Raw genomic sequence first — 25,843 nt, 5'->3', positions numbered from 1 at the left:
GCGATAGAAAAATGTCCAATAACAGGGCAATTGAAATAATCCTTCTTATTCTTTTTACAGGACCCGCCGGAGTGGTTTCCCCCCATTCCGGCGAGGTTTATTTTTTGGGATAAATGTGATCAATCAATAGCTTGAAAAAGGTTTGGGTATTCATCTAATTACAATATTCACAGGGTACCTGTCCATTTTTAAATACGTAATTTATGAGAAATACAGCGTCACCGACGTTGCACCCCTCATCACAATTGGCATCACAGTTACTGGGTGTGTCTCCGCCCTTGAATATATAATTTATGAGAAAAACCGCATCTCCGATATTTGTGGTACCGTCATTATTGGCGTCGGCGCAGGAGAAATCATTAGGCCTATTTACGTCAGACATCCCAAATCCCCAAGAGGATAGCGCAAATAAATAACTATCTTTAGCATCAATTGCGACGTTATAAACCGCTGATTTCTGGCCGAATAGTTCGGGTTCTGCTGGATTGGAAACATCAAAAGCATGTATTCCGTCAAAGTCCATATAATATGCAAACCCATCAGCGGCCGCAATATTTTTCCCTTCAGTAGATGTCTCAATATATGTCTCTACAAATGGAGCGGTAGGATCGGCAACATTAATAATTCCCATATATCCGTTATAGGGTTCAACATTGGCGATAGCGGCATAAGCATAATCTCCAATCACTTCTATATCCATAACATTAAATTGCACATAGCAATTACCGCTCAGAATTGGATTTAGCGGAGCCGATAAATCCAGAATATATAAATTATCGACATACGCATAATGACCCGAGATATCAATTGCCTGTGAATGCTGCAAATCATAATTGCCTTCGATAAATGGTGCGGATGGGTCAGAGATATTGATAATTTGAATGCCATCCAAATTTGCCGTAATATATGCATGATCGCCATAAATGCCAATATCGGTGCAATATGTACCAATATTTTCGAGAGTCCCTGCCAATTCCAGTGCCGCCGGATCATTAATATCTACAATCTTTAAGGTACCATTATTATCGATAGTATAAGCATAGGGGTCAACGATTTCAATTACAGCCGCGCCGTCAAGATATAAACCTCCTATCAATTTGGGATAGGGATATCTTGGATAGGATACATCAAAGGATAGGAAATGATCGCCGGCAATATAAGCAAAATCTCCGGAGACTTTGATATCCTGCATAGTATAAGTAGTCTGATAACTGCCTATTATCTCAGGATTTTCAATGTCTGAAATATCCAATATCTTGAATGTCCCGCCTATGCTTATTGGATTCTCGTTATGAAATAATGAAATATATAAGCCTTCCAATTTGCATACGAATTGAGAGTTCAACGGATCTTCAATATTGTAAACATGAGTTGTATGGTTTTCAAGTTCATACACGAAGAGCATTGATCCATTGATTATAATATTTATAACACCGTCGAATATATCAATTATTGCAATGGGACAGGGATTTTCCGGCGAATTAGCATTCAGGATTTTCAGGGTATCGTTGTAAACAACATAGATGGTAGTATCCTTGATAGCGAAAATATGCTTGGAGTAAGTGGTTACGTGCTGTAAATCAAGGCATTCCCCCACAGGATAAGGAGCGGTTGGGTCGCTGATATTAAAAACCTCCAACTTTGATTTTTCAGTGACGAATGCGAGAGTATCAGATACGATAAGATCACGAATAGTGCTTTCAACTACATATTTGGTTTCAATAAATAATGAATCAGGATTACTAATGTCAATGACAAAAAAACATTTTTCAATATCATCACTGCCATACACCAATAAAAAGTTGCCCAATATTGAGCCTTTGGCAAATCCAATATACCCATGGGGGTTAAAAGTGGATTCCAAAAAAGGAACGGCAGGATTGGAAATATTAATTACAAACACATCATCAGATCCAATAATAAAAAGATGTTGACCGTTTGTTTCAATGTCATGCGGACCCACTAAAGCCGGTATATAAAGTGCCGAATTTACTTTGGGATTAGACACTTCTTCAATATCAAGAATTAACAAACCATAACCAGTAGCGCAATAAGCATAATTCCCATGCGTTATAGTTAATCCAATAGTGGTCAGGCTTTGAAATCTAAGATCACGGAGTTCCAATTCCTCTGATGCGGATTGCGCAAGTGTCGCCATGTTTAATACAAACACTAATGCGCTTAAAATAACCGCAACCCGGATAATTTGTGAAAAATGAGTTCTCATAATTACCTCCCCAAAGCCCCGCAAGAAGTTTGTAGTAAATCAATATTAATTCTATATGCGATGTAAGATGCGAAATACCTTCCCACTGGTATAGTACTCAATTATAAAAATATTGTCAAGGAAATAATAATTAATGATTATTTTTCAAAAAAACTAAGTGATAGTTGGCCGTATTCCAGTTTGCCATAACTGAAGTTTTTATAAAAATCGCCGGTGTTCATATAAATTCCGTTTTCAAATTGTTTGAACTCAGGATGATGAGTGTGTCCGATTATAATCGCGTTATAATCTTCATTCAATTTTTTTCGAGCGTAATCTTCATAATCTTTGAGAAATTTATTTTCCCGACCGGCTGTGTGATTTCTTGACGACGATGACATTGCTTTGGCAAACGGAATGCCCCAGTCGGGAGGGACCAATCTATATAATGCGATAGCAAGCCTGTTTCTGAGTATTGACCTGACAAAAACGCGGTATTTCCAGTCGGCGGGAGATAAACCATCACCGTGAATCAATAGCAATTTTAATCCTTGTTCCGTTGCCTCATAACTATCCCGATGAATGTTAACCCCAACCTCATTTTCCAGAAAACCGCCCAGCCAGAAATCATGATTGCCGGTGATATAATGTATTGGAATGCCGCTTTCGACGAGCGCGGCCAATTTATATACGGCCTTCAGATGTTGTTTGGGAATAGCATGTTTATATTCAAACCAGAAATCGAAAAGATCTCCCAGGATATACAACTTTTCGCCGGTCTCTTTGACCATATCAAGAAAAGCAAAGAGCTTTTCAAGTTTTACTTTTTCGCTTTTGGCATCGTCGGATCCAAGATGAGCGTCGGATAGAAAATAAATGGCCATCAATAAATATACAGTATTTGATTATGAATGCAAAATCCAATCGTTAAACTCGTTCCACCAACTCAGGCAGGCTATTGTAATAGGCGTCGGTCATATCGGACAGCGAAACATCGATCAATTCATTTAAAATGAGTTTTTTCCCACCCACAACTCCAATTTTTTGAATAGAAGTCTCAAACTTATCAGCCATTGATTTTATCTTATCTTCATTTCCCGGAGGGCATGAGATTACAATCCGCGAGGCCGCTTCGCCAAACAAAATGGCATCAGAACGCAAATTATTTATATCGATAGAAATTTGTGCCCCCATCATATTCTCTTTATCACCGATAGTCGCTTCGGCCAGGGCTATGGCGAGCCCCCCCATGGAACAATCATGCGCCGATTTTACCATTCCGGATTTTATCATCTCCAAAACAGCATTATGCAGATTCTTTTCTTTCGCCAAATTAATATCGGGCACCTCGCCGCGCTTCATATTATGAATTACAGACAGGTATTCGGATGCTCCCAGCTCATTGGTATTCTCCCCGAGGAGGAATATTTCATCGCCCTCGTCTTTGAACCACATCGTCGTTATATGTGAAAGGTCATCAACGATACCGATCATGCCGATAACCGGTGAAGGATACACGGCTCGCTCCGGGTCTTCATTATAGAAGCTGACATTACCGCCGGTTACCGGAGTGTCGAATACGCGGCAGGCTTCTCCCATCCCTTCAACCGCTCCGGAAAAACCATAATATATTTCCGGATCATAGGGGTTGCCGAAATTCAAACAATTGGTAATGGCGCAGCCCTTTCCGCCGGAGCAGGCGATATTGCGCGCGGCTTCAGCGACAGCGTGCATTGCTCCCCGCTTCGGATTCATATAGCAATACCGGCCATTACAATCAGTTGTCATAGCCAGCGCCTTATTTGTTTTACGGATGCGCAGAACGGCGGCATCGCTGCCCGGGCCGACGACGGTATTGGTCCGGATCGTTGAGTCATATTGCTCAAACACCCAGCTTTTATCGCTGATATTAGGCGCCGCCAAAAGCTTGATAAGAACCTCATTCCAATTCATTTCGACGGGAAGGCTATCTGTATCCAATTGCGATAATTCATCGATATAGTCAGGCTTTTTGGATTCGCGAGTGTATTCCGGTGTTTTACCTCCCAAAGCGAGATATTCCGACGGAATTTCGGAGACTACTTTGCCGTTGAGAGTAACTCGGAAGATACCATCATCAGTTGTCTTGCCGATTATTTTTGAATGAAGATCCCATTTATCGAAAATCTCCATTATTTTTTCTTCGCATCCCGGTTTGGCCACAACCATCATTCGTTCCTGTGATTCGGACAATAAAATTTCATAAGGCGTCATGCCTTCTTCGCGGAGCGGCACGTCCTTGAGATCAATTTCAATTCCGGTTTTACCCTTGGCCGACATTTCCGACGAACAGCAGGTTATTCCGGCGGCGCCCATATCCTGAATTCCAACAACAAGGTCTTCCTTGATAATCTCAAGAGTGGCTTCAAGAAGTAATTTCTCGGTAAAGGGATCGCCGATCTGAACCGCTGGTCTTTTGGCTTCGTTTTCCTCGGTTAGTTCCGCCGAAGCAAAGGTTGCTCCATGGATACCGTCACGCCCGGTAGAAGAGCCGACTATCATAACATTGTTGTCCGGCCCGCCGGTTGTTGCGGAAACGATGCCGTTGGCTTTGATTAATCCCACCGCCATAGGGTTTACTAATGGATTACCGGTATAGGCCTCGTCGAAATAAACCTCTCCGCCCACGGTTGGTACGCCGAAAGAGTTTCCATAATCTCCGATGCCTCGCACGACGCCGTCAACCAGATAACGGACCCGGTCGTTTTCCAGCGAGCCAAATCGAAGAGAATCCAACGTCGCTATTGGCCGTGCCCCCATCGTAAAGATATCGCGTAAAATCCCGCCTACACCTGTTGCGGCGCCCTGATAAGGCTCGACCGCCGAAGGATGATTATGAGATTCTATCTTAAACACGACCGCCAGATTATTCCCGATATCAACAGCTCCGGCGTTTTCTTCTCCGGCTTTGGTCAGCAAATGTTTGCCGTCGCGGGGAAGAGTTTTGAGCAGTTTGATTGAATTTTTATATGAACAATGCTCCGACCACATTACAGAAAATATGCCGAGTTCGGTGAAATTCGGCTCGCGGCCCAGAATTTCCTTGATTTTTTGGTGCTCTTCCTTGTTGAGACCGTGTTCGGCGACTAATTCCGGAGTGACAACGGGGTCCGGCATAAGACTTCCTTTCAAAAAGTCGAATATATTTTATTGTTTACCCGGTGTCAATCGAAATACGAAAATGATATAAATCTTGATTTATAAACGGATAATGGGTACTCTTAATTTGCCATTTATGGGGAGGTGTATATGTTCAAATCTACGCTTTTTTTATTATACCTGACAGTTCTCGCATATTGTCCTGCGAATATCGATATATTGAATAAACCGGAGTAGCCAATAACCTAATCGATATTATGAAAAAAAGCGCGTCTCCAACCAATTTTGATATCTTCGACGCTTTACTGGAGAAGACAAAGACCGAGTTGCCTGAAATCACGGATCTCGAAAAAATGTTTGAAATTTATAACCGCCAGTATTTTGGAGGAAAACTGCTGGCCATCAAAATAAAATATTCAACACGCATGCTGGCTGCCGGAGCATATTTTTCCAATTTGAAAGAGATACGCATTTCTGAAAAATACCACCAGATTTTCCCCGATGAAGTGTATGATACCCTTAAGCATGAAATGATTCATATTTTATACCCCAAGCACGACGCATCGTTTAAGCGATTTGCGCAGCAAATCGGAGCTTCTATTCGAGCGACCGAACATCCCGATTTGAGACGCAAGCCGAAATATCTATATATCTGCCCCCGGTGTCATACCGAATATCCGCGCACAAGGCGGTTGCGGATGGCTTCGTGCGGTAAATGCTCGAAAGGTAGATTTGATGAGCGATTTAAGCTAATCCTAAAGAAAAATCCGATAAAGGTCATCAGTGATTAATCTATCTAACAGTGTTCTTTTACCGCTGACTAAAGCAGAAAGTAGAGTTTTAACATATAAATAGAATTTCCAAATAAGGAGAGTTCTATGCGTAAGCTGCTCACGATATTACTTCTGGCTATTATTATTATTGGCTGCGAAAAAAACTCGCATACAATTGTCAAAGCTGATAAATCACTTTCCCAATACTCAGCCGGGGATTCAACGGGAACCGACCATTCAGCCTTACAAAACGCCATTAATTCGTGCGAAAACAACGATACCTTATGGCTGGAAGCGGGAATATATTTTAGCGTTCCGCAGGAATTTATTGAAAGCCTGTGCGGAAATTGTTCGGAGCATCAAACCGAAGTCAACGCTTCCACCGGATTCGTTATAAAAGATAAGGCAGTTACGATAATCGGACGCGGTAAAGACTCAACCATATTAATTTCCGGCGCCGGATACGGAGTCTATTTTGAAAATTCGGGCCGATCTTCTCTGTTAAATCTCAAAGTCACCGGTGGCAAGCGAGATGTTGACGGGGCCGCGACCGATGCCGCTGTAGTCGTGCGGAATAGTAAAGTTGATATCACCAACTGCGCTTTATCCGACAATGACCACCGCATAGACAGCGTTGTAGTCGGTATCGGTGGCGTTTTCGGACGCGAAGGAGCCGAGATCTTCATCAGCAATTCTGAAATTATTAACAATGGTTGGGACGGTATGGCGCTCTACCGTGGAGCTTCAGCGGTCATAAAAGATTGTATTATTAAAAAAGGCCGAGGAGCCGGAATCGGAGTCACCTGGGACGCGCATTGCCTGGCTATCCGCAATCAAATATCTGAGTTCTGGAAAGGAATCGGTTCATTCGGGACTTCGACGGTAATGGCTCATAATAATCTCGTCTATGACAATCTTGGCTGGGGTATTATCGGAACCGGAGAATCATACATGGATGCCACTAATAATGTGGTTTATCATAACGGAAATTGTGGAGTGGCTCCTTGGTCGCAGGAATGCCGGGGTAAATTTGTTAATAATATAATCGAACGGCTGGCGCGAAGAATGGGTTTGTCCGTGCGTCGGAGTTTGGAACTATGGTAATCTCGGCAACTGGGATTTTTATAATAATCTCATCTGGAACAATGAAGCGGGTAATACAAAAGATATGCCTGATCTTACCGGTAAAGATGGCAATATTTCGATTGATCCGATGTTCGTCGGCGACGGTGATTTTCATCTTCAGCCCGGTTCTCCGGCCATCGATGCCGGATACAAAGAAATAACCGACACCGACGGTTCTCCGTCTGATTTAGGAATTTACGGAGGAACTTCGGGGCGATAGATTAAAATCGCGATTGATTTTAGTTGAAATAATATCAGGCAATTGGCATATTTTAATAAATTTGGCGAGAGGGGTTTTGAGATTATGTCGGCTACTCCATTTCAACAGAGAATTCAAACGCTGTGCTTGATAATAATAACGGTCGCCGTGGCGGGAGCGGCATTATTCTGGCTTAAACTGGTCTTCATTCCCTTTGTGTTGGCGGTGTTTTTCACATTCTGCCTGACGCCCGTAATTGACATACAATGCCGCAGACTCAAACTACCACGCTGGCTGGCGATAATTACTACAATACTAATCGGCCTGTTGATCCTCGCGCTTCTGGGTCTGTTGGTAACATCATCGGCCGGAGAAATCAAGGAACGGTCAGACGTTTATCAAGTGAGAATTCAGGAGTTGATGAATGATATAATCTCGATTTTACCCCTGCAGCAATTTGGAATCGCCCCGGAGGAACTCTCCGAATCGGTTTTGGATATTATCCCCCCCGATACTGTGACGGGTTTGCTATCGAGCACTCTCAGTGGCGTGATGAGTATATTATCCAACGGTATTCTGGTCGTAATATTCACGATGTTTCTGATAATTGGTCAAAAGAATTCTCATCCTCGAGCCGGCGGAATTCTAAATGAAGTAGAAAGTCGAGTAAAGAAATATATTCTGAATATGGCCCTGGTTTCGGGTGGAACCGGATTTCTGGTTGGAGCGACGCTGTCAATACTCGGAGTTGAGTTCGCCTGGATATTTGGACTTCTCGCATTTTTACTGAATTTCATTCCCAATATCGGGTCGATTATAGCTACGCTGTTGCCCATTCCCGTGGCCCTATTAAGCCCCGAATTATCGATACCGGCTAAAATCCTGGCCATTATCATCCCGGCTCTGATTCAATTCGCGATGGGCAATATTGTCCAGCCGAAATTAATGGGTGAATCTCTCGATTTGCATCCGGCCGTGATACTGTTATTTCTCATATTCTTTGGTATGATATGGGGAGTTGTCGGGATGTTTTTGGCCACGCCTATCGCGGCGGTTATTAAAATCGTCCTCAGTAGATTTGAATACACTGCTCCCTTTGCCGACGTTCTCGCGGGGCGTCTGGATACTCTATCATCCCGTTACTCGAACCATACATCAGGAGATATGGCCGAGGAATAAGTCCCGACATATTCAAAATAATCCTGTTTCGACGCGGCACAATCTCGACAAATTTCGTGCAATATTGATATATTTTTATCGTCAAAAATATGTCTGTCACCGGCCATAGCTAATTGTCAGGCATAAAATTCCGAACATAAAATAGATTGCGAGAATGCGGAACTAAATAGCATGCCTCCGATAACATGGTAGGTATTTGCCGATTAACCAAATTATGGATAGTCAAAATCGGCGACGGGATGGGCGCCGATTTTATTTTGGCTTGACTTCACCAAAAATTTTGGCGATTATTGGATGCGACGGAGGAGTGGCTGAGAGGTCGAAAGCGGCGGTCTTGAAAACCGTTGTACCGCAAGGTACCGTGGGTTCGAATCCTACCTCCTCCGCTTTGATTTTCTAACGGCATAACGTGCGACAGGGTAATAGCTTACGAGAAATCACTTCTCAGTAAGGCAGGGTTTCCCCGGTTATTGATAGATGTCCATAAGACGTTTTTCCGCATCGCTCGTCCCAATCAAGACCATTTCATCATGTTTCCCAAGAAGAATCGAGGGTTCGGGATTGATATTCAATTCATTTTCCCTGCCAATAGCTATCACGCTGCAGCCCGTTTGTTTACGGATATGACTTTCAGCAAGAGATTTGCCCACAAGGGACGAGTGTACCAACGCACGGAAGACATTTAGTCCCTCTGCAACCATCAGTATTTTATTGGGTTTTAGAAGATTAATTATGGTATTTGCTCCCATGGAAGCATGTGACATGACTAGGTCCGCTCCAGCACTGTGCAGTTTGGAAATATTTCGGTCCAGATTTGCCCTGCTGACAATCTGAATATCGGATCGCAGTTTACGGCAATAGATAGTGAGATAAATATTCATGGAGTCATCATGAGTGGTAATAATGACAGATGGAGCTTCCCGTATTCCGGCCCGACTCAAGGTATCAAGATCGGCAGCATTTCCTTGAATGTAGTTATTATTTTGAATGAGTGTCGGATTCTTCTCGACAACTTTATAAACAATTTTTCGATCTTCCAGTATCTGTGCTGCTGCCTGTCCGACACGACCACCACCCAGTATGAGAACAGGGGCACCAGTGGTGTGATAAGAACGGTAAACCGAAAAGACCTCGTCATATTTTTTGAGCTGTTCGGCCGAACCGGCAAGCACGAGCACAGTTGTGGAATTGATTCGAGTCTGTGGTCGTGGAATTTTGAATCGGCCTCTCTCCCAAAGCCCGACGACTGTTACGCCAGTATTTTCTCGCAGATTGCTTTCAATGAGAGTTTTTCCCTCAAGCGGCGTTCGCATGGCAGATGCTTCGGCGATGAGAAGTTTATCGAATCTTCCGATAACATTTGCCCCCATACTCATTCCGAGTGTTCTTCGCGCCAGGGATTCACCAAGCATCTTCATAAACTGAAAGACATAAGTGCTGCCGGCAAGCTGCAGAATATCAATGGAATCATCCGCATCTGCATTAGTAATGATGGGTACTTCTTTAGATATCTCCCTGACCGTAAAGGATATATTTGTGTTGACCATATCATCGTTGTTGGCAACCAGCATGGCGGCATTTTGTACGCGGAGACGTTTATATGTTTCCGGGTCACCCAGGTCTCCTACGACAACCTTGAAATTTAAATCATAAAGTTCTAACGCACGTTTCAAATCAGTGACGATAATAGCATATTCATAATTATATTTCTTTAATTTTCCTACGAGGTTTATGGTTATGGGATCATAGTTTGTCAGTATCACATGTCCTGTTGTGCTTTCCGGCAATTCCCGTGGAGTTCTAGCCCTTGATTGGGCTTCAAGCCATGGAGCATAAAAAAATTGAATGAAGGTAAAGGGCAACATGACGAGAAGAAAAATAATGCCGGACATGAGTACAAGCATCGAAAAAGCCTTGCCTAAATCACTCGCAAAGGTGATATCACCGAAACCAAGCGTGGACATCACAGTGAGCGTCCAATAGAAACCTGTAATCCAGCTAAACTCCTTTTCTTCAAGAAGCATTATGAAATGAAACAAAATGCTGTATATCACCACCAGCACTGTCAACGCCAAAAGGAACTTGAATAGAAGTTTGAAGTTCCTCTTAGTTGTTCTGCTTCGAGTAAAATAGAGAATTTGGGAAGGAAGGAATTTCATGATGAAGAACCTTTCATTGCAATAATTGGGTTATTGCCTATCCGCCTATTAATTCCCAATAAAACATAAGCGGCTATCGTAGCACACTACATTTCTTCAAAAGCATTCAGACAAATTCGGTTGAAATCTAAGAGATACATTTCTATTTCACAAGTCATAAAGAATCATAATCTTCTGATCGCCGCTATTATCTTGAATGAACAAAGTTAAGTTGCTGTTGCAATGAAAAGAAGGCCAGTACCGACACTGATTTGAACGCCCCTGATTGCGCCGAATTTTCTAACCATTTTCTAACCGGGAACTTCACGCAAGTGCCTAGTAACTTGCACTAACTTGACGCAACTTGAAGTAACTTAACCTATGTTGACCCAGTGAATTACGCGTAATTCATGGACTGCCAAGAAGTTAGACGAAATGGCCTTCTTCGAATCCTACCTCCTCCGCCATGATAAACCATTACAATACAATAAATTACAAATCAGATTGGGGTAAATGCCTTCTCCACTGCCTTTGTAAATCAATATACTCCTATATAAAACCCCGAATAACGTGATATCGTTTTAGGAACGAATTGGGTACCTACGAAAGGCCGCGGTTTACGCCCATTCGTCGCGGCCCACAATTCTTTGGCTCCAACATCAATACCGACATAAAATCCTGGCTTGCGCATAACATCCTCCGGTATTACATTGTGGTGGAAGCCAACCTCCAACCTTGTCAATGTAAGCTGTTATGTATACGCGGAACGCCTCAGATACCATCCGGAGTTTGGCAATCCTGTGAACGGATCGGGAGTTCTTATCTACAAAACAGGCTTTATGCCTCAGGGAAGGATCAGAATCATCCCGATTCGTCCTAATATAACAACTATCCGGATTTAAGATACAAGGAATGAAGCCCAACGGGCTCCTGCCCTACAACTCTTTTCCCACAAAATATTTTCAATTCCCCAACAAATTCACCATTGATTCTTACGCCTACCCTTTAATTGAAAATAAGTATATCTCTAACCGGGAGAGGCATCATATATGCCACAAAATAAAAGGAGCCAAAAAGACAATAACGAAAAAGGACAAAACGAACCCAATTCGCTGTAACAGGATTAGCCACATAAATATACAAGGAATTTTATGAAAAATGATGTGGATAACTTTTTATATGCGCAACAAAAGGAGGCATATAACTACTGATTTGTAATCTGACTAACTATCTCCGGCAGAATCTCACCCGATGGGCCGCGCAGAAACAAATTGGCGATTTCAGTCAAACCGGTTGGCTCGCATGGCTGAAGGGGCGGCCATAATCGTAAAGAGGATATAGGGGCGTTCTGTCTGTCAATAAAAAAGGCCGATGTTGGTCGGCCTTTCATCTCATATCACCTAATCAATAGACAAATGGAATGAACTTCTTAGTCTGTTTCGCGAACTCGCCAAACTCGTCTGGGTACTTCTTGCTGAGGTGCTTGTCCAGCATTGGAATCTGCAGGAAAACAAAATTCAGTATGATGATAATAGATACAAAGAGACATACATACTCTAGGGTAATCATTGCCAATCCGATGTACATGATGCTGTCCCCAAAGTAGTTTATGTGCATAGAGTACTTAAACAGTCCTTCAGTATAGAGCCGTCCTTTGTTTTCGGTATTTCTCTTCCAGGCATACCGTTGATAGTCCGCGAGTGTGTTGATATAGGAGCCTGTCACGTACAGGAAGATACCGGCAATATCGATCAATCCAATCGGTTCGAAATGACTTCCCGCGGCAGTATTGAAGAGGTAAAACATCATGAAGAACAGGAATGAAACCAGAATGCCCTCGATCCAGCCTATTTTACGTTTGAAGAAAACAAACATGCATATCACAAACCGGAATAGATAGATTAGCGAACAAGACACAATGAGTATCTGCCGATAGGTGTTTCCCTCAAGCTTTTGGAGTTTCAAAAGTTGAATCAGAAAATTTCCATGCCCGGACATCAGCAGTGCCGGGATCAGAGTTCCCATCAGAATGCCTGCAGATAGTAAGAGTTTCATGAGTGTCGATGGTGCGTGTTCATCTTTGAATGCCATAATAATTTCTCCACTACCCGGGCTTCTCAGTCACTGCCAAGATAACCATGAAGGGATTGAAAGTACAAAAGGACCATGCCTATCAAAGCCCCGGATTTTGTTTCGATATTATTCTTGTTCTATCTCCAATATCTCTGTTTTCCAGCTCCATTGGTGCCATAACCGCATACCAATGGTCGTTTCCATGTTCGTCGATTGGCGTTTACTCTACTGAAAACCTTTTTCTATTCTCCACTATTGTCCATTTCCTTTCTGATTCTCTCTTTGACGAACAACCTCGTACACTATCTGCGTCTCTTTCCCATTAGGATACGTAAGCGTTCCGACTATTTCCTGATCTTTAACTAATGATACCAAGGCTTCAACATCTATTCCGTTTAACCCGTTTTCCGGGAGTCATACAACTACTGATTTGTAATCTGACTGACTATCTCCGGTAGAACTTCACCAGATGGGCCGCGCAGGAACAAATCGGCGATTTCAGTCAAACCGGTCGGCTCGATATTGACTTCAACAACAAGCGCTCCCGAACGCCTGGCGATAAACGGCAATGACGCCGCCGGTTGAACCAGGGTCGAAGTCCCGACCGAAAAGAAAACCTCGGCCGCTTCCGCCGCCTCGAACGCCGAGCGCAAAACGTCCTGCGGCAGCATCTCGCCGAACCAGACGACATCGGGACGAATAAACCCGCCACATTGACACTTAGGCAGCTCGACATCGAGGTTAATCTCATCATGATACATTTTTTGGCAATCGAGACATTTATTACGGGTGATGTTGCCGTGCAGTTCATAGATTTTAGACGACCCGGCCCGGCGATGCAGGTCATCGACATTTTGGGTTATCAATGAAAAATCATCGAAGATATTTTCAAATTCGGCAATGGCATAATGACCCCCGTTAGGTTCGACTTCGCCCATCAGATTGCGGCGATATTGATACCATTCCCAGACGAGATTGGGATTGGACATGAATCCATCGACTGAGGCAAGTTCCTCGGCGCTCATCTTATTCCAGATGCCGTCTTTGCCTCGGAACGTCGGGACGCCCGACTCGGCCGAGACTCCGGCTCCGGTCGAGACGACGACCTTGATTGATTTTTTTAGCCGCTCGATTAATTCTGTTGGAATCTCGATCATACACCGCTTCCTATTGAGAGGTTTTCAGAGCCGCCAGCGACGCTTTGATCGCCGGTTCGATTCCGGAATACATAGCCGTGCCGCTGATATACTCGATCAAAAAACGCCCGCCGGTGGTCGTTTCGCCCAGTATTTTATAATTAACAATCTGCGAGGAATGCACCAGATATTGGTAAATTTGCATTCCGTTTATCAGGTAAGTCTGGCGATCGACACCGGAGCCTTTCAGCTTCGGCATCAGGAAATCTTCGTACTTTTCGGATATTTCCTTGAGCGTTGCTTCCGATTCCTCGATCATCGAAACATACATCATCAGGCCGGTTACTGAATCCTGATAAACCGCCAACGGATAAACCGGATAAAACTCGGTCGACATTTCGGTCCCGCCCAGCATGCGACGGAACATATCGAGTTTGGCATTATCCATTGCCGTCCATCCGTCAGGCGGGGAAACATCGAGATTTATTTCAGTATAAGTTACCGGCGCGTCAAGAAGGTTATCGTCGGCGACGTAAGGAGCCTTTTGAAAATCATCGGTTTGCGAAGAGCAGGATATGAGAATCAAACCCATGATCGCGAGAATACATGACATGAAATATTTAGCGAAAAATAAGCGCATAGATCGACCGTCCTTTGGCTATGTGTTCAGTCAATCTATGCGCAAATTTATAAAAAGTCAAAAGTTTTCGAGCGTTATGCGACCGGTTCGACCACGATCTCTTCTTCCGTGGAGCTTTTCTTTTTCTTTTTTGACTTTGTCGTTTTGTCTCCTATTGTCTTTTTCGTGCCCAGCGTTCCCTCATCTTTGGCTTTGATAAGTTCTCCGATTCGGGTCATCAACTCTTCAACGTTAAGTTTAGTGACGTGGGCGTCGGCTTGTAGAAATTCAGCCCGGGCCTTCATCCCAATATCACCGATTGAAGAATAGACGACAACGGGGAGATTCGAAGGACACTTGGCCTTGCCTTCGCGAATGGCGCAGGTCAATGCCAGTCCGTCCATCCGGGGCATTTCGACGTCAGAAATCACTAAATCGATTTCAGAATCGAGTTTTAACGTATTGAGAGCCTCCACGCCGTCGGAAACGGGGATGACCTCAAAACCAAATTCCTCGAATTCCGCCGCCAGCATGGCGCGCACGGAAGAGGAATCTTCGGCGACGAGGATTTTCCGACCTTCACCGTTTATATCCAGCCCGGCGGTCTTGAGCTTCTCCTCGACATGAAGTTCAGGACAGAGATCAAGGATGATTGTTTCATAGTCGAGCAGTAGAACAATATGGTCTTCAGTCGGTTTGACCATGCCGGTGACATAGCGATGGTCAAAGTTTTTCATAACGCCATCGGAGTCAATGACGTCTTCCCATTTGAAATGATGAATCCAATCGACCCGATCAACAAGAAAACCATTGGATTGCTCAAAGAACTCGGTTACAATAATTTTCTGATTTCGATTTTCATCCTTTTCATCGATTCCCAAAAATCGGGCCAGATTAATAATCGGCACGATACGCCCGCTATCCTCAAAAATCCCCATTACCGCGGGATGCGAATGCGGCGTTTTCGTTTTCAATTGTACTTTGGAAATGATCTTGTTGACTTTGAGAATGTTGATTCCGAAGCAGGCATCCCCCACGCGGTATTCGAGAATGCGGACTTCATTTGATCCGCTTTTCAAATATGAATCGGCTTCTAATTTCATTACCCCTCCTTGTTGACCGGTAAAGTAAACCGGAATATAGCGCCCTTTTGTTTTGCGTTTTCAGCTTTTATACTTCCGCCCATTATCTCCACAGCCTGTCGGCATAAATAGAGGCCGATACCGACGCCACGATGCAAACCCTTGCCCCTGTATTCGGCCTGTTTGAAAACCGTAAACAGATCATCGGGATTTAAATCTTTGAACCCCTCTCCCGTATCGGCCACCGATACTCGAGCCTCTTTTTTATTGGCTTCGGCAGATACTATAATTTGACCTCTGGGCGGAGCATAGCGGATAGCATTATATATTAAATTATCCAGAATTCTATCTAACAAATGGGGATCGGCCATAACAGTGATATCTTTTTTGGCAAGGTTCGTCAGTATTTCAATTTTATCTTCTTCGGCCGCGGGATGATTCATGCGGCAACTGTCAAGTATAGCCTGATTGAGATTACACGGTTCATTATTAGCTACCAGATATGATTGTCCGGCTCGAGCCGCGGACATGAGATCATATATTATCGACTCAGCTCGCCCCATAGCGATTTGACAGGAGGATAAGAGATTTTGGTGAGTCAGTTTGGAAGGATTAAATCTATCTTTTGTCAACAGGCGAAGGATTGTCTTAAACGCGGCCAACGGTCCTTCAAGATCATGGGCGAACAACGATACAAATTCCAAAGTTTTTTGTTCTTCTTCCGTGACCTGATTTAAGTTAGGTATTTTTGCCCCAACGCCCATGTAAAAGGTATCCTTTTTGGAAATTCCCCATCCCTTTTTAGATAGAATAGTTATCGGCAAAAACAGATATTACTAAATCCTAAGGTTGAGGCATCAATTGTTCGAAATAGATTAATAGAAAACCATTTGACCCGAAATAAGTATAAGCCTATATTCGAAATCTAACTTGTTATCCAAAGAAGGGATAAAAAATATGCGGGCGATTATTACGGGAATTACCGGACAGGACGGCTCCTATCTCGCCGAACTGTTGCTCTCAAAAGGCTATGAAGTTTTCGGCATGGTCCGAAGGGCATCAACGGAATCTTTTGATCGAATCAATCATATCAAAAATAAAATACAACTTCACCAGGCTGACCTTCTGGACCAATTATCGATTATCAGCGTTATAGAAGAGATTAAGCCGGACGAGGTATATAATCTTGCGGCACAATCATTTGTCCCAACTTCGTGGAGCCAGCCGGTTTTAACCGGGGAATTTAACGCTCTGGGAGTGACAAAGGTTCTTGAGGCTATCAGGTTGGTGAATAAGAACATACGATTTTACCAGGCTTCCTCATCGGAGATGTTCGGCAAAGTCCGCGAAACGCCTCAGACGGAAACGACCTCGCTCTATCCTCGTTCGCCTTACGGTGTCGCTAAAGTTTACGGTCACTGGATTACTGTCAATTATCGTGAAAGTTATGGCATTTACGCCACCAGTGGGATTTTGTTCAATCATGAATCACCCCGTCGGGGGCTGGAATTCGTTACGAGGAAAATTACCGACGGCGTTGCCCGAATAAAATTGGGATTGGCCGATAATCTGGCTCTGGGAAATCTGGACGCCAAACGGGACTGGGGTTTTGCCGGTGATTATGTTAAGGCTATGTGGCTGATGCTTCAGCAGGATTCGGCCCTGGATTATGTGATCGCGACCGGTTCGGCCCATTCGGTTAAGGATTTTGTGGTGGAGGCGTTTTCATCGGTGGATCTTGACTGGGAGAAATATGTCGTTAAAGATCCCCGCTTTATGCGTCCGGCCGAAGTCGATTTTCTCGTCGGCGACGCTTCCAAAGCCAAAAAGGATTTGGATTGGGAGTCGGAAGTAGATTTCAAAGGCCTGGTCAAGATGATGGTTGACGCCGATCTCGAACGCCTGAAAGGAAAGAGCAATTAAGGCCTATATCACTGGTATTTGCGGATTCGCAGGATCTTGGCTCGCCGAAGAGCTGTTAAATCATGGGTATTATGTCCGAGGCGCGGCGCTGCCAGGGGAATCAGATGTTAACTTAAGACATATCCCTCACAAGATTATAATCGATCGATTCGATATAACTGATCCCAAATCATGCAAAGATATATTAAGCCGCGCAAAACCCGATTATCTGTTTCATTTGGCGGCGATGGCTTCGGTCGGGAAGTCTTTTATTGAGGCGGAAAAGACTTTCAAAGTCAACGTAATCGGAACGACTAATATCTTTGAAGCTATTAAGAACAAATCATGGCTGAAAAGGCTAATTTTTATCAGCTCATCGGATGTTTACGGGTTGGTCAAACCGAATGATTTGCCGCTCAAGCCCACCCAAATTCCCAATCCGATAAACCCTTATGCCCAAAGCAAAGTGGCCGGGGAATACTTGAGCACAATCTATTTCGGTCAATTCGGTGCGCCGATTATAATCGTTCGGGCTTTTAATCATACCGGACCAGGGCAGACGCCTGATTTTGCGATTCCCGCTTTTAGCAGAAAAATCGCAAAAGCGGAAATTTCTCGAAAAAATGGAATTATCACCGTAGGGAATTTGTCGGCTCGCAGGGATTTGAGTGATGTTCGCGATATAGTCCGGGGGTACCGTATGATTGCCGAGAAGGGTCGATCGGGGGAAATCTATCAACTTTGTTCGGGCCGCGATTATCAAATCGGGGTTTTGCTAAAAAAACTGATAGAGCTATCAGATAAGCCGATAAGAATAAAAAAAGATAAAAAACTATTTCGCAAAATCGATTTGCCGGTTTTGCGGGGAAGCTATCATAAAGTCAAAAAGGAAATTGGCTGGAAACCTGAAATCCCGCTTAAGATGACCCTGAAAGACACTCTGGAATATTGGCGGGAAAGGGTTAACAGATAAGGGAGTATTTGTGAAGAAGAAAATTCTGGATAAAATCAAAGATAAAAGCGCCCGAATCGGTATCATCGGTCTTGGTTATGTCGGTTTGCCGCTGGCGGTTGAGTTCGCCGAAAGCGGTTATAAGGTCACCGGGATAGATATTTCCAAAAACAAAGTTAAACTTATTACAGGCGGCCATTCCGATATTGACGATATCCCCGATAGTCGCGTAGCCCCGCTGATTAGTTCCAAATTCCTGAAAGCCACAACTGATCAAAGCCATTTATCTAAAATGGACTGTGTTTTTATATGCGTCCCGACACCGTTATCAAAGACCAAAGACCCGGATATTAGCTATATTTTGTCGGCCTGTGAGGCGGTCGTAAAATACCTGCACAAAGATATGCTGGTGGTTCTGGAATCGACAACCTATCCGGGGACTACCGATGAGGTCATCAAACCCAAACTTGAGGAAAGCGGCCTCAAAGCGGGACGCGATTTTTATCTGGCTTTTTCGCCGGAAAGAGTCGATCCCGGAAATGCGCATTATACAACCAAAAATACTCCCCGGGTCGTGGGAGGTATTACGAATAAATGCACCCAGGTCGCTCAAAAATGTTATAAGCAGGTTATTCCCAATATTTATCCGGTATCATCGACCCGTGCCGCGGAAATGGTTAAGCTCCTCGAAAACACTTTCCGATCGGTCAATATCGGTCTGGTAAACGAAGTCGCTCTGATGTGCCATCGGTTGAATATGGACGTCTGGGAAATAATCAATGCCGCCGCAACTAAGCCTTTCGGATTTATGCCGTTCTATCCGGGGCCGGGACTCGGTGGCCATTGCATACCAATTGACCCTCATTATCTGTCATGGAAACTAAAAACGCTCAACTATTTCGCTCGTTTTATCGAATTGGCGGGCGATATAAATTCACATATGCCCGAATGGGTCGTCGAGAGAATCACTTCTCTTCTCAACGATCGTGGCAAATCAGTGAAAGGCTCACGGATTCTTGTCCTGGGCGTAGCCTACAAGAAAAACATTCAGGATATCCGCGAATCACCGGCCCTCGATGTAATTGAATTGCTCGATCGGCTGGGAGCGAAACTGAGCTACAATGATCCCTACGTCCCCGAATTAAAGCAGGACGCTCATAAGATGAAATCGATCAAGCTCACACCGGCCAGGCTAAAAAAGGCCGATCTGGTGGTTATATTGACCGATCATAAAGATTTTGATTATGACTGGATTTGCGAAAACGCTCAATTGGTTTTCGATACCCGTAATGCCACGATAGATGTCACGAAAGGTAAGAATAAGATTCACAAATTATAGCGATTTTTTTCGGATTGTATAGATCAACCGGAGATAATTCTCATCTCCGGTTTTTTATTTGGGCGAGTCCTTTAATGACCGGGCTTGCTTGTTTATATAATCTGATTTATTTTATGGCCTATGAGAAAGAGCCTGGATAAAATAATTGAAATCGGCGAATCGCTTCTTGAGCAATTGGATAACTGCGAATTATGTCCCCAGGAATGCGGAGTTGACAGAACCGTTTCCAGCGACGGACAATGCGGCGCATCGGATAAAGTACGTGTCGCAAGCTGTAATTTGCATTTTGGCGAAGAACCTCCGATTAGCGGAAATTGCGGCTCCGGAACTATATTCCTGTCCGGATGCAGCCTGTCATGTTTATATTGCCAGAATTATCCCATCAGTCAGCAATTGGTCGGTTCGGAAATGGAAATTGAAGAACTGGCCGAAAAGATTATGTCGTTGCAGGAGCGAGGGGCGCATAATATTAATTTTGTAACACCCGATCATTTTATCGGTCATATTGTCAAAGCTCTCGGACTGGCAGGCCGAAGAGGCCTGAATACCCCGATTGTTTGCAATAGCTCAGGGTATCAGAAATTGGAGACGATTGAAAGGATCGAGGGTATAATAGATATATATATGGCTGATATGCGGTACAATAACAATGAAATCGCGCGCGAATGTTCAAATGCGATTAATTACAGAGAAATCAATCGTAGCGCCATTAAGGAAATGTTTCGGCAGGTGGGCAATCTTGAAATTGACGATTCCGGCATCGCGAAACGCGGGCTTTTAATCAGGCATCTGGTTTTGCCTGGCGGATTGTCGGGCTCAAAAGAGATCTTTGACTTTCTTGCCAATGAGATTTCCACCGATATATATATCAGTTTGATGAGCCAATATTTCCCGGCCTATCGAGCGACCGAACATGATATCCTGAAGAAGAGAATCGCCGCAACCGAATTTGACAAGGTCGTTGAGATGTTCTATAATGCTGGACTGAAAAACGGTTTTATTCAGGAGTTGAGGTAATCAGGTGAATCGAAAAGCCCTATTAATAATAAACTTGATTATTATCGCGGTAATTTTAAGCTCCTGCACCAGCATTTATTTTAACACCTTTCACAACATCCGCAAAAACTTCAATGCCGCCGAAAAAACACGTAAAAAAGATGGCCGTGATAATGCCCGGGGCGGCGAAATACAGAAATACAATATTGCCATAACCAAAGCTTCAAGGATTTTGGAAAAACACCCTACTTCAAGCTGGGTCGACGACGCTTTATATATTATTGGAACCGCCTATTATTATTTGGGCGAATTCTCTGACTCATCGAGGAAATTTAAGGAACTCTTAGCCAATTACCCTGAATCTGAGTTTGTCCCGCGTGCTCGAGTACTTCTGGCGAAGGCCAAATTGAAGCTAAAGGAGGAAACCGAGGCGATTGTCATATTTGAAGAAATATTTGAGAAGAGCGAAGATAAGCAAATGAAAGCCGACGCCGCCCGGGCTCTGGGAGAATATTACTTTGAAGCGCAGGATTTTGAAACTGCCAATCAGTATTTTCAATCACTAATCGATTCTCTGGGAGAAGAGAAAGACAAGTTACACGCCCTTATGTATGTGGGCGACGGATATTTCGAGAAGTATAATTTCAAACCGGCCAGAGAAAACTATGACAAGGCCTTGGATTATAGCCCGGATACCCTTGACTATTATCGCATACAATTCAAACTCGCCGAATGTGATTATTTCCTGTTCGACATACCCGGCGGTCTGCAAATACTGGAATCTCTGGCGGATAACGAGATGTACTATGATTCATTAGCTCCGATACGACTAAAAATGGCCGAAGGATACGAGTGGGAAGGAGACCTTGAATCGGCTATTAATACTTATGAGCAGATTACTCTTGAAAATCCCGGCAAAGAGCCGTCAGCGGTTGCTTATTATGAATTGGCGCTCATATATCAATATGACTTTGAGGATTTGGTTAAGGCTCGCTCCTATTATACCAACGCTCGGGACGAAAGACGACAATCGTCGGTCTATGCAGATGCCACCAGGCGCGCGTCGCAATTAGTCCTGCTCGAAGAGTATATGCATATGGGGGATGAGGGACAGGATCAGGACAAAGCCCCCGATGAAAACTTGTCCGAACTGGAAATACTGGGTAAGAATCAATTCAGGCTGGGGGAGCTCTATTATTATGATCTTGATAAACCGGACTCCGCTATTAGCGCCTTTCGCACTCTGTTGGAGCGATTCCCAGGTTCACGCCATGCCCCGCGAGCTTTGATTTCGATGTCATATATCTATGAAAATGATTTGTTTGACACCACGGGAGCCGATAGCCTGATTCGCCTGGTGTTGAGCGATTATGCTCATTTTGATGAAGCTGAAATAGTCATTGGTAAATTGGGCTTGGCGGGAACGATTGCCGACACCGGATATGCCTTAATAGTCTACCGCAAAGCGGAGAATTTTCTTGAGGAATTTCAAAATCTTGACAAAGATTGGTACTTCCCCTTTGAAGAAAGGATTACTCGACCAATCGACACAACCAGTACGGTCGATACTACAAGCGTAGATGATGATGAAGATATTACCCCCTCCGATACTTTGACAACAGATAGCGATATCGTCGAAAGCGAAACTTCCGATACGGCTTCATCTGTTTTTGTGCCGAATACAAAACTGTTTGATTCGACAATGCAGTCAGGAGACGCGGTCAGGCTGACCGATTTGATGCGCCAGGCCAGAGGTGAAACGGCAACGCCCGGGGACTCATCCGTGATTCCTGGGGATAGTCTTACTATACAGGATTCGCTGTCTCTTTCTGAACTGCCAGAGCAAAGTTTAGATCTACAGGATAGCCTTACTGAACAGGATTCACTGCCGCTTTCTGAACCGCCAGAGCAAAGTTTAGATCTACAGGATAGCCTTACTGAACAGGATTCACTTCCGCTTTCTGAACTGCCAGAGCAAAGTTTAGATATACAGGATAGTCTTACTGTACAGGATTCACTGCCGCTTTCTGAACCGCCAGAGCAAAGTTTAGCTCTACAGGATAGCCTTACTGAACAGGATTCACTGCCGCTTTCTGAACTGCCAGAGCAAAGTTTAGATATACAGGATAGTCTTACTGTACAGGATTCACTGCCGCTTTCTGAACCGCCGGGGCAAAGCATAATTCAACCGGGAAGATCCTTGCCAAGTGACGATCGAGATGATCTTGACAGATTACGAGGCCGGAATTCGGCGCAAGCCCGGGAAGACAGCCTATTGCAACCTAACGACAGTCTATTTGCAGAAAAGCCAGTTTTAGAAGGAGATGAGACACCTGCGGATAGTCTGAATATTATTGAATCCGATAAAGGCATCTCGGATAGTCTTGGGATTCGGGACTCCGATGATTCAATCTCAGATAGCCTGGATGTTTTGGCGTCAGATATAATCGGCTCCGATAGTACAGCCTTTATTAATTTTAATGAAATGACTCAAGAAGCGGATTCTTTTGGGATTTTTGGAACCAGCGATCAGCCTCTCGATACTGTGCCTCGGGATGAAGCATATTATCACGCTCTCGGGTTGATAGATTCGGCCCGATTTTACTATCAGTATGTCGTTGACAGTTTTCCTTACTCTGAATATGGTACTCAAGCCCGGTATTTACTCCTCTGGACGTATGATAAATACTTCGCTCCCGGTGATTCGCTGCTTATAGACTTATATTCTGCTTTTGTCGATTCATTCCCTCAATCGGAGTATACTAAATTCATCGGTTCGGAATACAGGATTCATACTTCGCCTGAAATCGCGCGGCAATTGCAGGAGAAAGGAAAACAGGCTGAATATCCTGTTAAGCCGGAAGAATCACCACCCGCCGATGAACAGCCGTTTGCAGCTCAGAACCCGGCGGACACATTATCTCCGGAACTAAAGGCTATATCGAAATTTATTACCGGTCAGGATGGTAAGCAATTACCTCCGGCAAATGAATACCTACTGGCGGAAAACGTCCACTTTGAATATCCTCTTGAAGCGGTAGCGGCGAGGATTGAGGACAATTTGTATTTTCAAATCAGAATCGATTTTATGGGTAAGGTGGAAGAATTGATCCTGATGAATCCGACAACGTCACCCGAGCTTAATGAACGGATTACGGAAACCGTAGAAAACACCATTTTTGACAACGGCCGCATTCCTCCTGAATTGTATGACACCTGGTTTTATTACAAACGTAAGGTTGAGATACCTCAGGAGTACAGACAGTGAGAAAAATCATTCCTCAGGTATGCCGAGTGGTTTCCAATCGCAAGCTGAATTCTTCGGGCGCGTATTTCAAAATCGCCGTCGAAGGATTTAAATTATCAAAAAGGATTTTGCCGGGTCAATTTGTGCACGTCAAAGTCGACCCGGGCAACGATCCGTATTTTCGCCGGGCTTTTTCGGTCGCCGATTTCGATAAAGCAACCGGTCGGCTGGATATTATTTACAAAATCGTCGGCAAAGGAACATCGATTCTGGGAAATATGCGTAAAGGCGATTCTCTTGATTTAATTGGCCCGCTGGGAAATCATTTTAATAAACCGGGAAAGAACAAAAATTTGGTTATGGTCGCCGGAGGAGTCGGCCTGCCACCATTGCTATTCTATTGTCGATATCTCTTAAACAGCGGATACCCCTCCAAAAATATTATGTTCTTATACGGAGGTCGTACCAATAATGAACTGGTCGAACTTGCCTCTCTCCGGCGGCTGGGAGTTGAATTTATCCCCTGCACCGATGACGGATCTTACGGGTTTCATGGGCTAATTACGGAAGCCTTGAAGGCGAAACTCCCTGAATTGGATACAAATAAAACCATGCTTTTCGGATGCGGGCCCGAGCCGATGCTTGAAGCCTTGCAAAATTTGGCAATACAACACGGTTACAAAGGGCAATTATCATTGGAAGCACCAATGCCGTGCGGAATTGGGGTTTGCCTGGGATGTATAAAAGAACGTCTCGACCGGCCCAAAAAGTATGTCCGGGTTTGTTATGACGGTCCGGTCTTCAATATAGGCGAGGTTAAGATTTGAAGCCGAATTTGAAAATAGAAATAGCCGGCGTAAAATTCAAAAATCCGGTGATGGTGGCGTCGGGAACGTTCGGCTACGGTGAGGAATTCGAAAATCTAATCGACCTCAATGCCCTGGGCGGAATCGTCACCAAAACGATAACGATGGAGGAACGCCAGGGCCATCCTCCGCCGCGCACCTGCGAAACGGCCGCCGGTATGTTAAATGCAATCGGACTGGCCAACGTCGGCATCGAAAGATTCATTGATGAAAAAATACCGTTTCTCAAAAAGCTGAATACCAAAATTATAGTTAATGTCGCCGGATCATCATTTGATGAATATGTTGAAATCTGCCGCCGGTTGGAAAAAGCGGGCGGCTTTGATATGCTCGAGATTAACTTATCGTGTCCCAACGTTGATGAGGGCGGCATGGCGTTTGGAGTCGATCCCAAAGCTACCGAAAAAGTGATCCGAGATATCTCCAAAGTCTCCAGCCGACCGATTATTGCCAAACTTTCTCCCAATGTCACTTCAATCGCTGACATTGCCAGGGCTGCGAAAGGCGGCGGCGCCGCAGTCGTATCTCTTATAAATACGCTGGTGGGGATGGCTATTGATATAGAAACCGGATTTCCGAGATTATCATATACAACCGGAGGTTTATCCGGCCCGGCCATCAAGCCGGTTGGCATCGCAATGGTTTACAAAGTTAGTCAGGCGGTTGATATCCCGATTATCGGAATTGGCGGAATTTCATCGTGGGAAGATGCTGTCGAATATCATCTGGCCGGTGCGACCGGGATTCAAATCGGAACCGCCAATTTTATTGAGCCGGATGTGACAATGAAAATCATCAAAGGTTTATCCGGTTATTTGAAATCGAAAAAAATAAATTCATTAAAAGAAATTATCGGCAAAGTCAGGACATAAA

The 25,843-nt window shown here is 44.2% G+C and carries 21 protein-coding genes and 1 tRNA gene; 12 read left to right on the top strand and 10 right to left on the bottom strand.

Going from position 1 to position 25,843, the window contains the following annotated elements; translation table 11 throughout:
* Positions 1-154: 154 nt before the first annotated feature.
* From V3V99_08885 to purL, 3 genes are all read right to left on the bottom strand, one after another.
* Positions 155-2,227 carry a dockerin type I domain-containing protein gene (locus V3V99_08885; GenBank protein ID MEE9442768.1) on the bottom strand — a complete coding sequence of 691 codons (2,073 nt, stop codon included), beginning with the start codon at positions 2,225-2,227 and terminating at the stop codon, positions 155-157.
* A 137-nt stretch (positions 2,228-2,364) separates the two neighbouring features.
* Positions 2,365-3,090, bottom strand: a complete 726-nt coding sequence (locus tag V3V99_08880; protein MEE9442767.1) for a UDP-2,3-diacylglucosamine diphosphatase — start codon at positions 3,088-3,090, stop codon at positions 2,365-2,367.
* Between the two features lie 43 nt (positions 3,091-3,133).
* Positions 3,134-5,362: a phosphoribosylformylglycinamidine synthase subunit PurL gene (purL, locus tag V3V99_08875; GenBank protein ID MEE9442766.1), complete on the bottom strand. Its 2,229-nt coding sequence runs from the start codon at positions 5,360-5,362 to the stop codon at positions 3,134-3,136.
* Between the two features lie 239 nt (positions 5,363-5,601).
* Between purL and V3V99_08870 the strand changes: the two genes are divergently transcribed.
* The 5 genes from V3V99_08870 to V3V99_08850 all read left to right on the top strand — a co-directional run bounded on the left by V3V99_08870 (position 5,602) and on the right by V3V99_08850 (position 9,006).
* Entirely contained in the window at positions 5,602-6,135 is a 534-nt protein-coding gene (locus V3V99_08870; protein ID MEE9442765.1) for a SprT-like domain-containing protein, read from the top strand.
* 87 nt (positions 6,136-6,222) lie between these two features.
* Positions 6,223-7,221 carry a right-handed parallel beta-helix repeat-containing protein gene (locus V3V99_08865; protein ID MEE9442764.1) on the top strand — a complete coding sequence of 333 codons (999 nt, stop codon included), beginning with the start codon at positions 6,223-6,225 and terminating at the stop codon, positions 7,219-7,221.
* Between the two features lie 64 nt (positions 7,222-7,285).
* The gene (locus V3V99_08860) at positions 7,286-7,462 is read left to right on the top strand and encodes a hypothetical protein (protein ID MEE9442763.1); all 177 of its coding nucleotides are present in this window, start codon (positions 7,286-7,288) and stop codon (positions 7,460-7,462) included.
* A gap of 84 nt (positions 7,463-7,546) precedes the next feature.
* Positions 7,547-8,620, top strand: a complete 1,074-nt coding sequence (locus V3V99_08855) for an AI-2E family transporter (protein ID MEE9442762.1) — start codon at positions 7,547-7,549, stop codon at positions 8,618-8,620.
* Between the two features lie 301 nt (positions 8,621-8,921).
* Positions 8,922-9,006: transfer RNA gene (locus V3V99_08850), tRNA-Ser, on the top strand.
* Between the two features lie 81 nt (positions 9,007-9,087).
* Here the strand turns inward: V3V99_08850 and V3V99_08845 are convergent.
* From V3V99_08845 to V3V99_08815, 7 genes are all read right to left on the bottom strand, one after another.
* Positions 9,088-10,683, bottom strand: coding sequence for an NAD-binding protein (locus V3V99_08845; protein MEE9442761.1), 1,596 nt, complete (start codon positions 10,681-10,683; stop codon positions 9,088-9,090).
* 613 nt (positions 10,684-11,296) lie between these two features.
* A complete protein-coding gene (locus tag V3V99_08840) occupies positions 11,297-11,449 on the bottom strand; it encodes a hypothetical protein (GenBank protein MEE9442760.1) in 153 nt (50 codons plus the stop codon).
* Positions 11,450-12,162: 713 nt separating this feature from the next.
* Positions 12,163-12,783 carry a DUF1295 domain-containing protein gene (locus tag V3V99_08835; protein MEE9442759.1) on the bottom strand — a complete coding sequence of 207 codons (621 nt, stop codon included), beginning with the start codon at positions 12,781-12,783 and terminating at the stop codon, positions 12,163-12,165.
* Between the two features lie 470 nt (positions 12,784-13,253).
* Complete coding sequence (locus tag V3V99_08830) at positions 13,254-13,988, bottom strand: NAD-dependent deacylase (protein MEE9442758.1); 735 nt, start codon at positions 13,986-13,988, stop codon at positions 13,254-13,256.
* Between the two features lie 10 nt (positions 13,989-13,998).
* On the bottom strand, positions 13,999-14,607 hold the full coding sequence (locus tag V3V99_08825; protein ID MEE9442757.1) for a hypothetical protein: 609 nt from the start codon (positions 14,605-14,607) through the stop codon (positions 13,999-14,001).
* A 74-nt stretch (positions 14,608-14,681) separates the two neighbouring features.
* The gene (locus V3V99_08820) at positions 14,682-15,689 is read right to left on the bottom strand and encodes a chemotaxis protein (protein MEE9442756.1); all 1,008 of its coding nucleotides are present in this window, start codon (positions 15,687-15,689) and stop codon (positions 14,682-14,684) included.
* Positions 15,689-16,432, bottom strand: a complete 744-nt coding sequence (locus tag V3V99_08815; protein MEE9442755.1) for a HAMP domain-containing sensor histidine kinase — start codon at positions 16,430-16,432, stop codon at positions 15,689-15,691. The genes V3V99_08820 and V3V99_08815 overlap by 1 nt, the downstream gene beginning before the upstream one ends.
* 184 nt (positions 16,433-16,616) lie before the next feature.
* Here V3V99_08815 and gmd point away from each other — a divergent pair, with 184 nt between their 5' ends.
* The 7 genes from gmd (at position 16,617) to V3V99_08780 (ending at position 25,842) form a co-directional block, all read left to right on the top strand.
* Positions 16,617-17,591 carry a GDP-mannose 4,6-dehydratase gene (gene gmd / locus V3V99_08810; protein MEE9442754.1) on the top strand — a complete coding sequence of 325 codons (975 nt, stop codon included), beginning with the start codon at positions 16,617-16,619 and terminating at the stop codon, positions 17,589-17,591.
* The gene (locus V3V99_08805; protein ID MEE9442753.1) at positions 17,587-18,543 is read left to right on the top strand and encodes a GDP-mannose 4,6-dehydratase; all 957 of its coding nucleotides are present in this window, start codon (positions 17,587-17,589) and stop codon (positions 18,541-18,543) included. Before gmd ends, V3V99_08805 begins: the two co-directional genes overlap by 5 nt.
* A 10-nt stretch (positions 18,544-18,553) precedes the next feature.
* On the top strand, positions 18,554-19,861 hold the full coding sequence (locus tag V3V99_08800; protein ID MEE9442752.1) for a nucleotide sugar dehydrogenase: 1,308 nt from the start codon (positions 18,554-18,556) through the stop codon (positions 19,859-19,861).
* 120 nt (positions 19,862-19,981) lie between these two features.
* Positions 19,982-20,878 carry a radical SAM protein gene (locus tag V3V99_08795; GenBank protein ID MEE9442751.1) on the top strand — a complete coding sequence of 299 codons (897 nt, stop codon included), beginning with the start codon at positions 19,982-19,984 and terminating at the stop codon, positions 20,876-20,878.
* A 4-nt stretch (positions 20,879-20,882) separates the two neighbouring features.
* Positions 20,883-24,125 (top strand): tetratricopeptide repeat protein, encoded by a 3,243-nt coding sequence (locus V3V99_08790; GenBank protein ID MEE9442750.1) that lies wholly within the window; start codon positions 20,883-20,885, stop codon positions 24,123-24,125.
* Complete coding sequence (locus V3V99_08785) at positions 24,122-24,931, top strand: dihydroorotate dehydrogenase electron transfer subunit (GenBank protein MEE9442749.1); 810 nt, start codon at positions 24,122-24,124, stop codon at positions 24,929-24,931. Before V3V99_08790 ends, V3V99_08785 begins: the two co-directional genes overlap by 4 nt.
* Complete coding sequence (locus tag V3V99_08780; protein MEE9442748.1) at positions 24,928-25,842, top strand: dihydroorotate dehydrogenase; 915 nt, start codon at positions 24,928-24,930, stop codon at positions 25,840-25,842. The genes V3V99_08785 and V3V99_08780 overlap by 4 nt, the downstream gene beginning before the upstream one ends.
* Position 25,843: the final 1 nt, after the last annotated feature.

The sequence above is a fragment of the Candidatus Zixiibacteriota bacterium genome (assembly GCA_036480375.1).
GTDB lineage: Bacteria > Zixibacteria > MSB-5A5 > GN15 > JAAZOE01 > JAZGGI01.
Note: the sequence above shows the minus strand (reverse complement) of the source record. Positions and strands in the feature narration are given on the sequence as shown.

Excerpts from the sequence above, each read along its gene's own strand:
- V3V99_08885 (MEE9442768.1), bottom strand. The coding sequence starts at position 2,227 with ATGAGAACTCATTTTTCACAAATTATCCGGGTTGCGGTTATTTTAAGC.
- V3V99_08880 (MEE9442767.1), bottom strand. The coding sequence starts at position 3,090 with ATGGCCATTTATTTTCTATCCGACGCTCATCTTGGATCCGACGATGCC.
- purL (MEE9442766.1), bottom strand. The coding sequence starts at position 5,362 with ATGCCGGACCCCGTTGTCACTCCGGAATTAGTCGCCGAACACGGTCTC.
- V3V99_08870 (MEE9442765.1), top strand. The coding sequence starts at position 5,602 with ATGAAAAAAAGCGCGTCTCCAACCAATTTTGATATCTTCGACGCTTTA.
- V3V99_08865 (MEE9442764.1), top strand. The coding sequence starts at position 6,223 with ATGCGTAAGCTGCTCACGATATTACTTCTGGCTATTATTATTATTGGC.
- V3V99_08860 (MEE9442763.1), top strand. The coding sequence starts at position 7,286 with ATGCCTGATCTTACCGGTAAAGATGGCAATATTTCGATTGATCCGATG.
- V3V99_08855 (MEE9442762.1), top strand. The coding sequence starts at position 7,547 with ATGTCGGCTACTCCATTTCAACAGAGAATTCAAACGCTGTGCTTGATA.
- V3V99_08840 (MEE9442760.1), bottom strand. The coding sequence starts at position 11,449 with ATGCGCAAGCCAGGATTTTATGTCGGTATTGATGTTGGAGCCAAAGAA.
- V3V99_08835 (MEE9442759.1), bottom strand. The coding sequence starts at position 12,783 with ATGGGAACTCTGATCCCGGCACTGCTGATGTCCGGGCATGGAAATTTT.
- V3V99_08830 (MEE9442758.1), bottom strand. The coding sequence starts at position 13,988 with ATGATCGAGATTCCAACAGAATTAATCGAGCGGCTAAAAAAATCAATC.
- V3V99_08825 (MEE9442757.1), bottom strand. The coding sequence starts at position 14,607 with ATGCGCTTATTTTTCGCTAAATATTTCATGTCATGTATTCTCGCGATC.
- V3V99_08820 (MEE9442756.1), bottom strand. The coding sequence starts at position 15,689 with ATGAAATTAGAAGCCGATTCATATTTGAAAAGCGGATCAAATGAAGTC.
- V3V99_08815 (MEE9442755.1), bottom strand. The coding sequence starts at position 16,432 with ATGGGCGTTGGGGCAAAAATACCTAACTTAAATCAGGTCACGGAAGAA.
- V3V99_08795 (MEE9442751.1), top strand. The coding sequence starts at position 19,982 with ATGAGAAAGAGCCTGGATAAAATAATTGAAATCGGCGAATCGCTTCTT.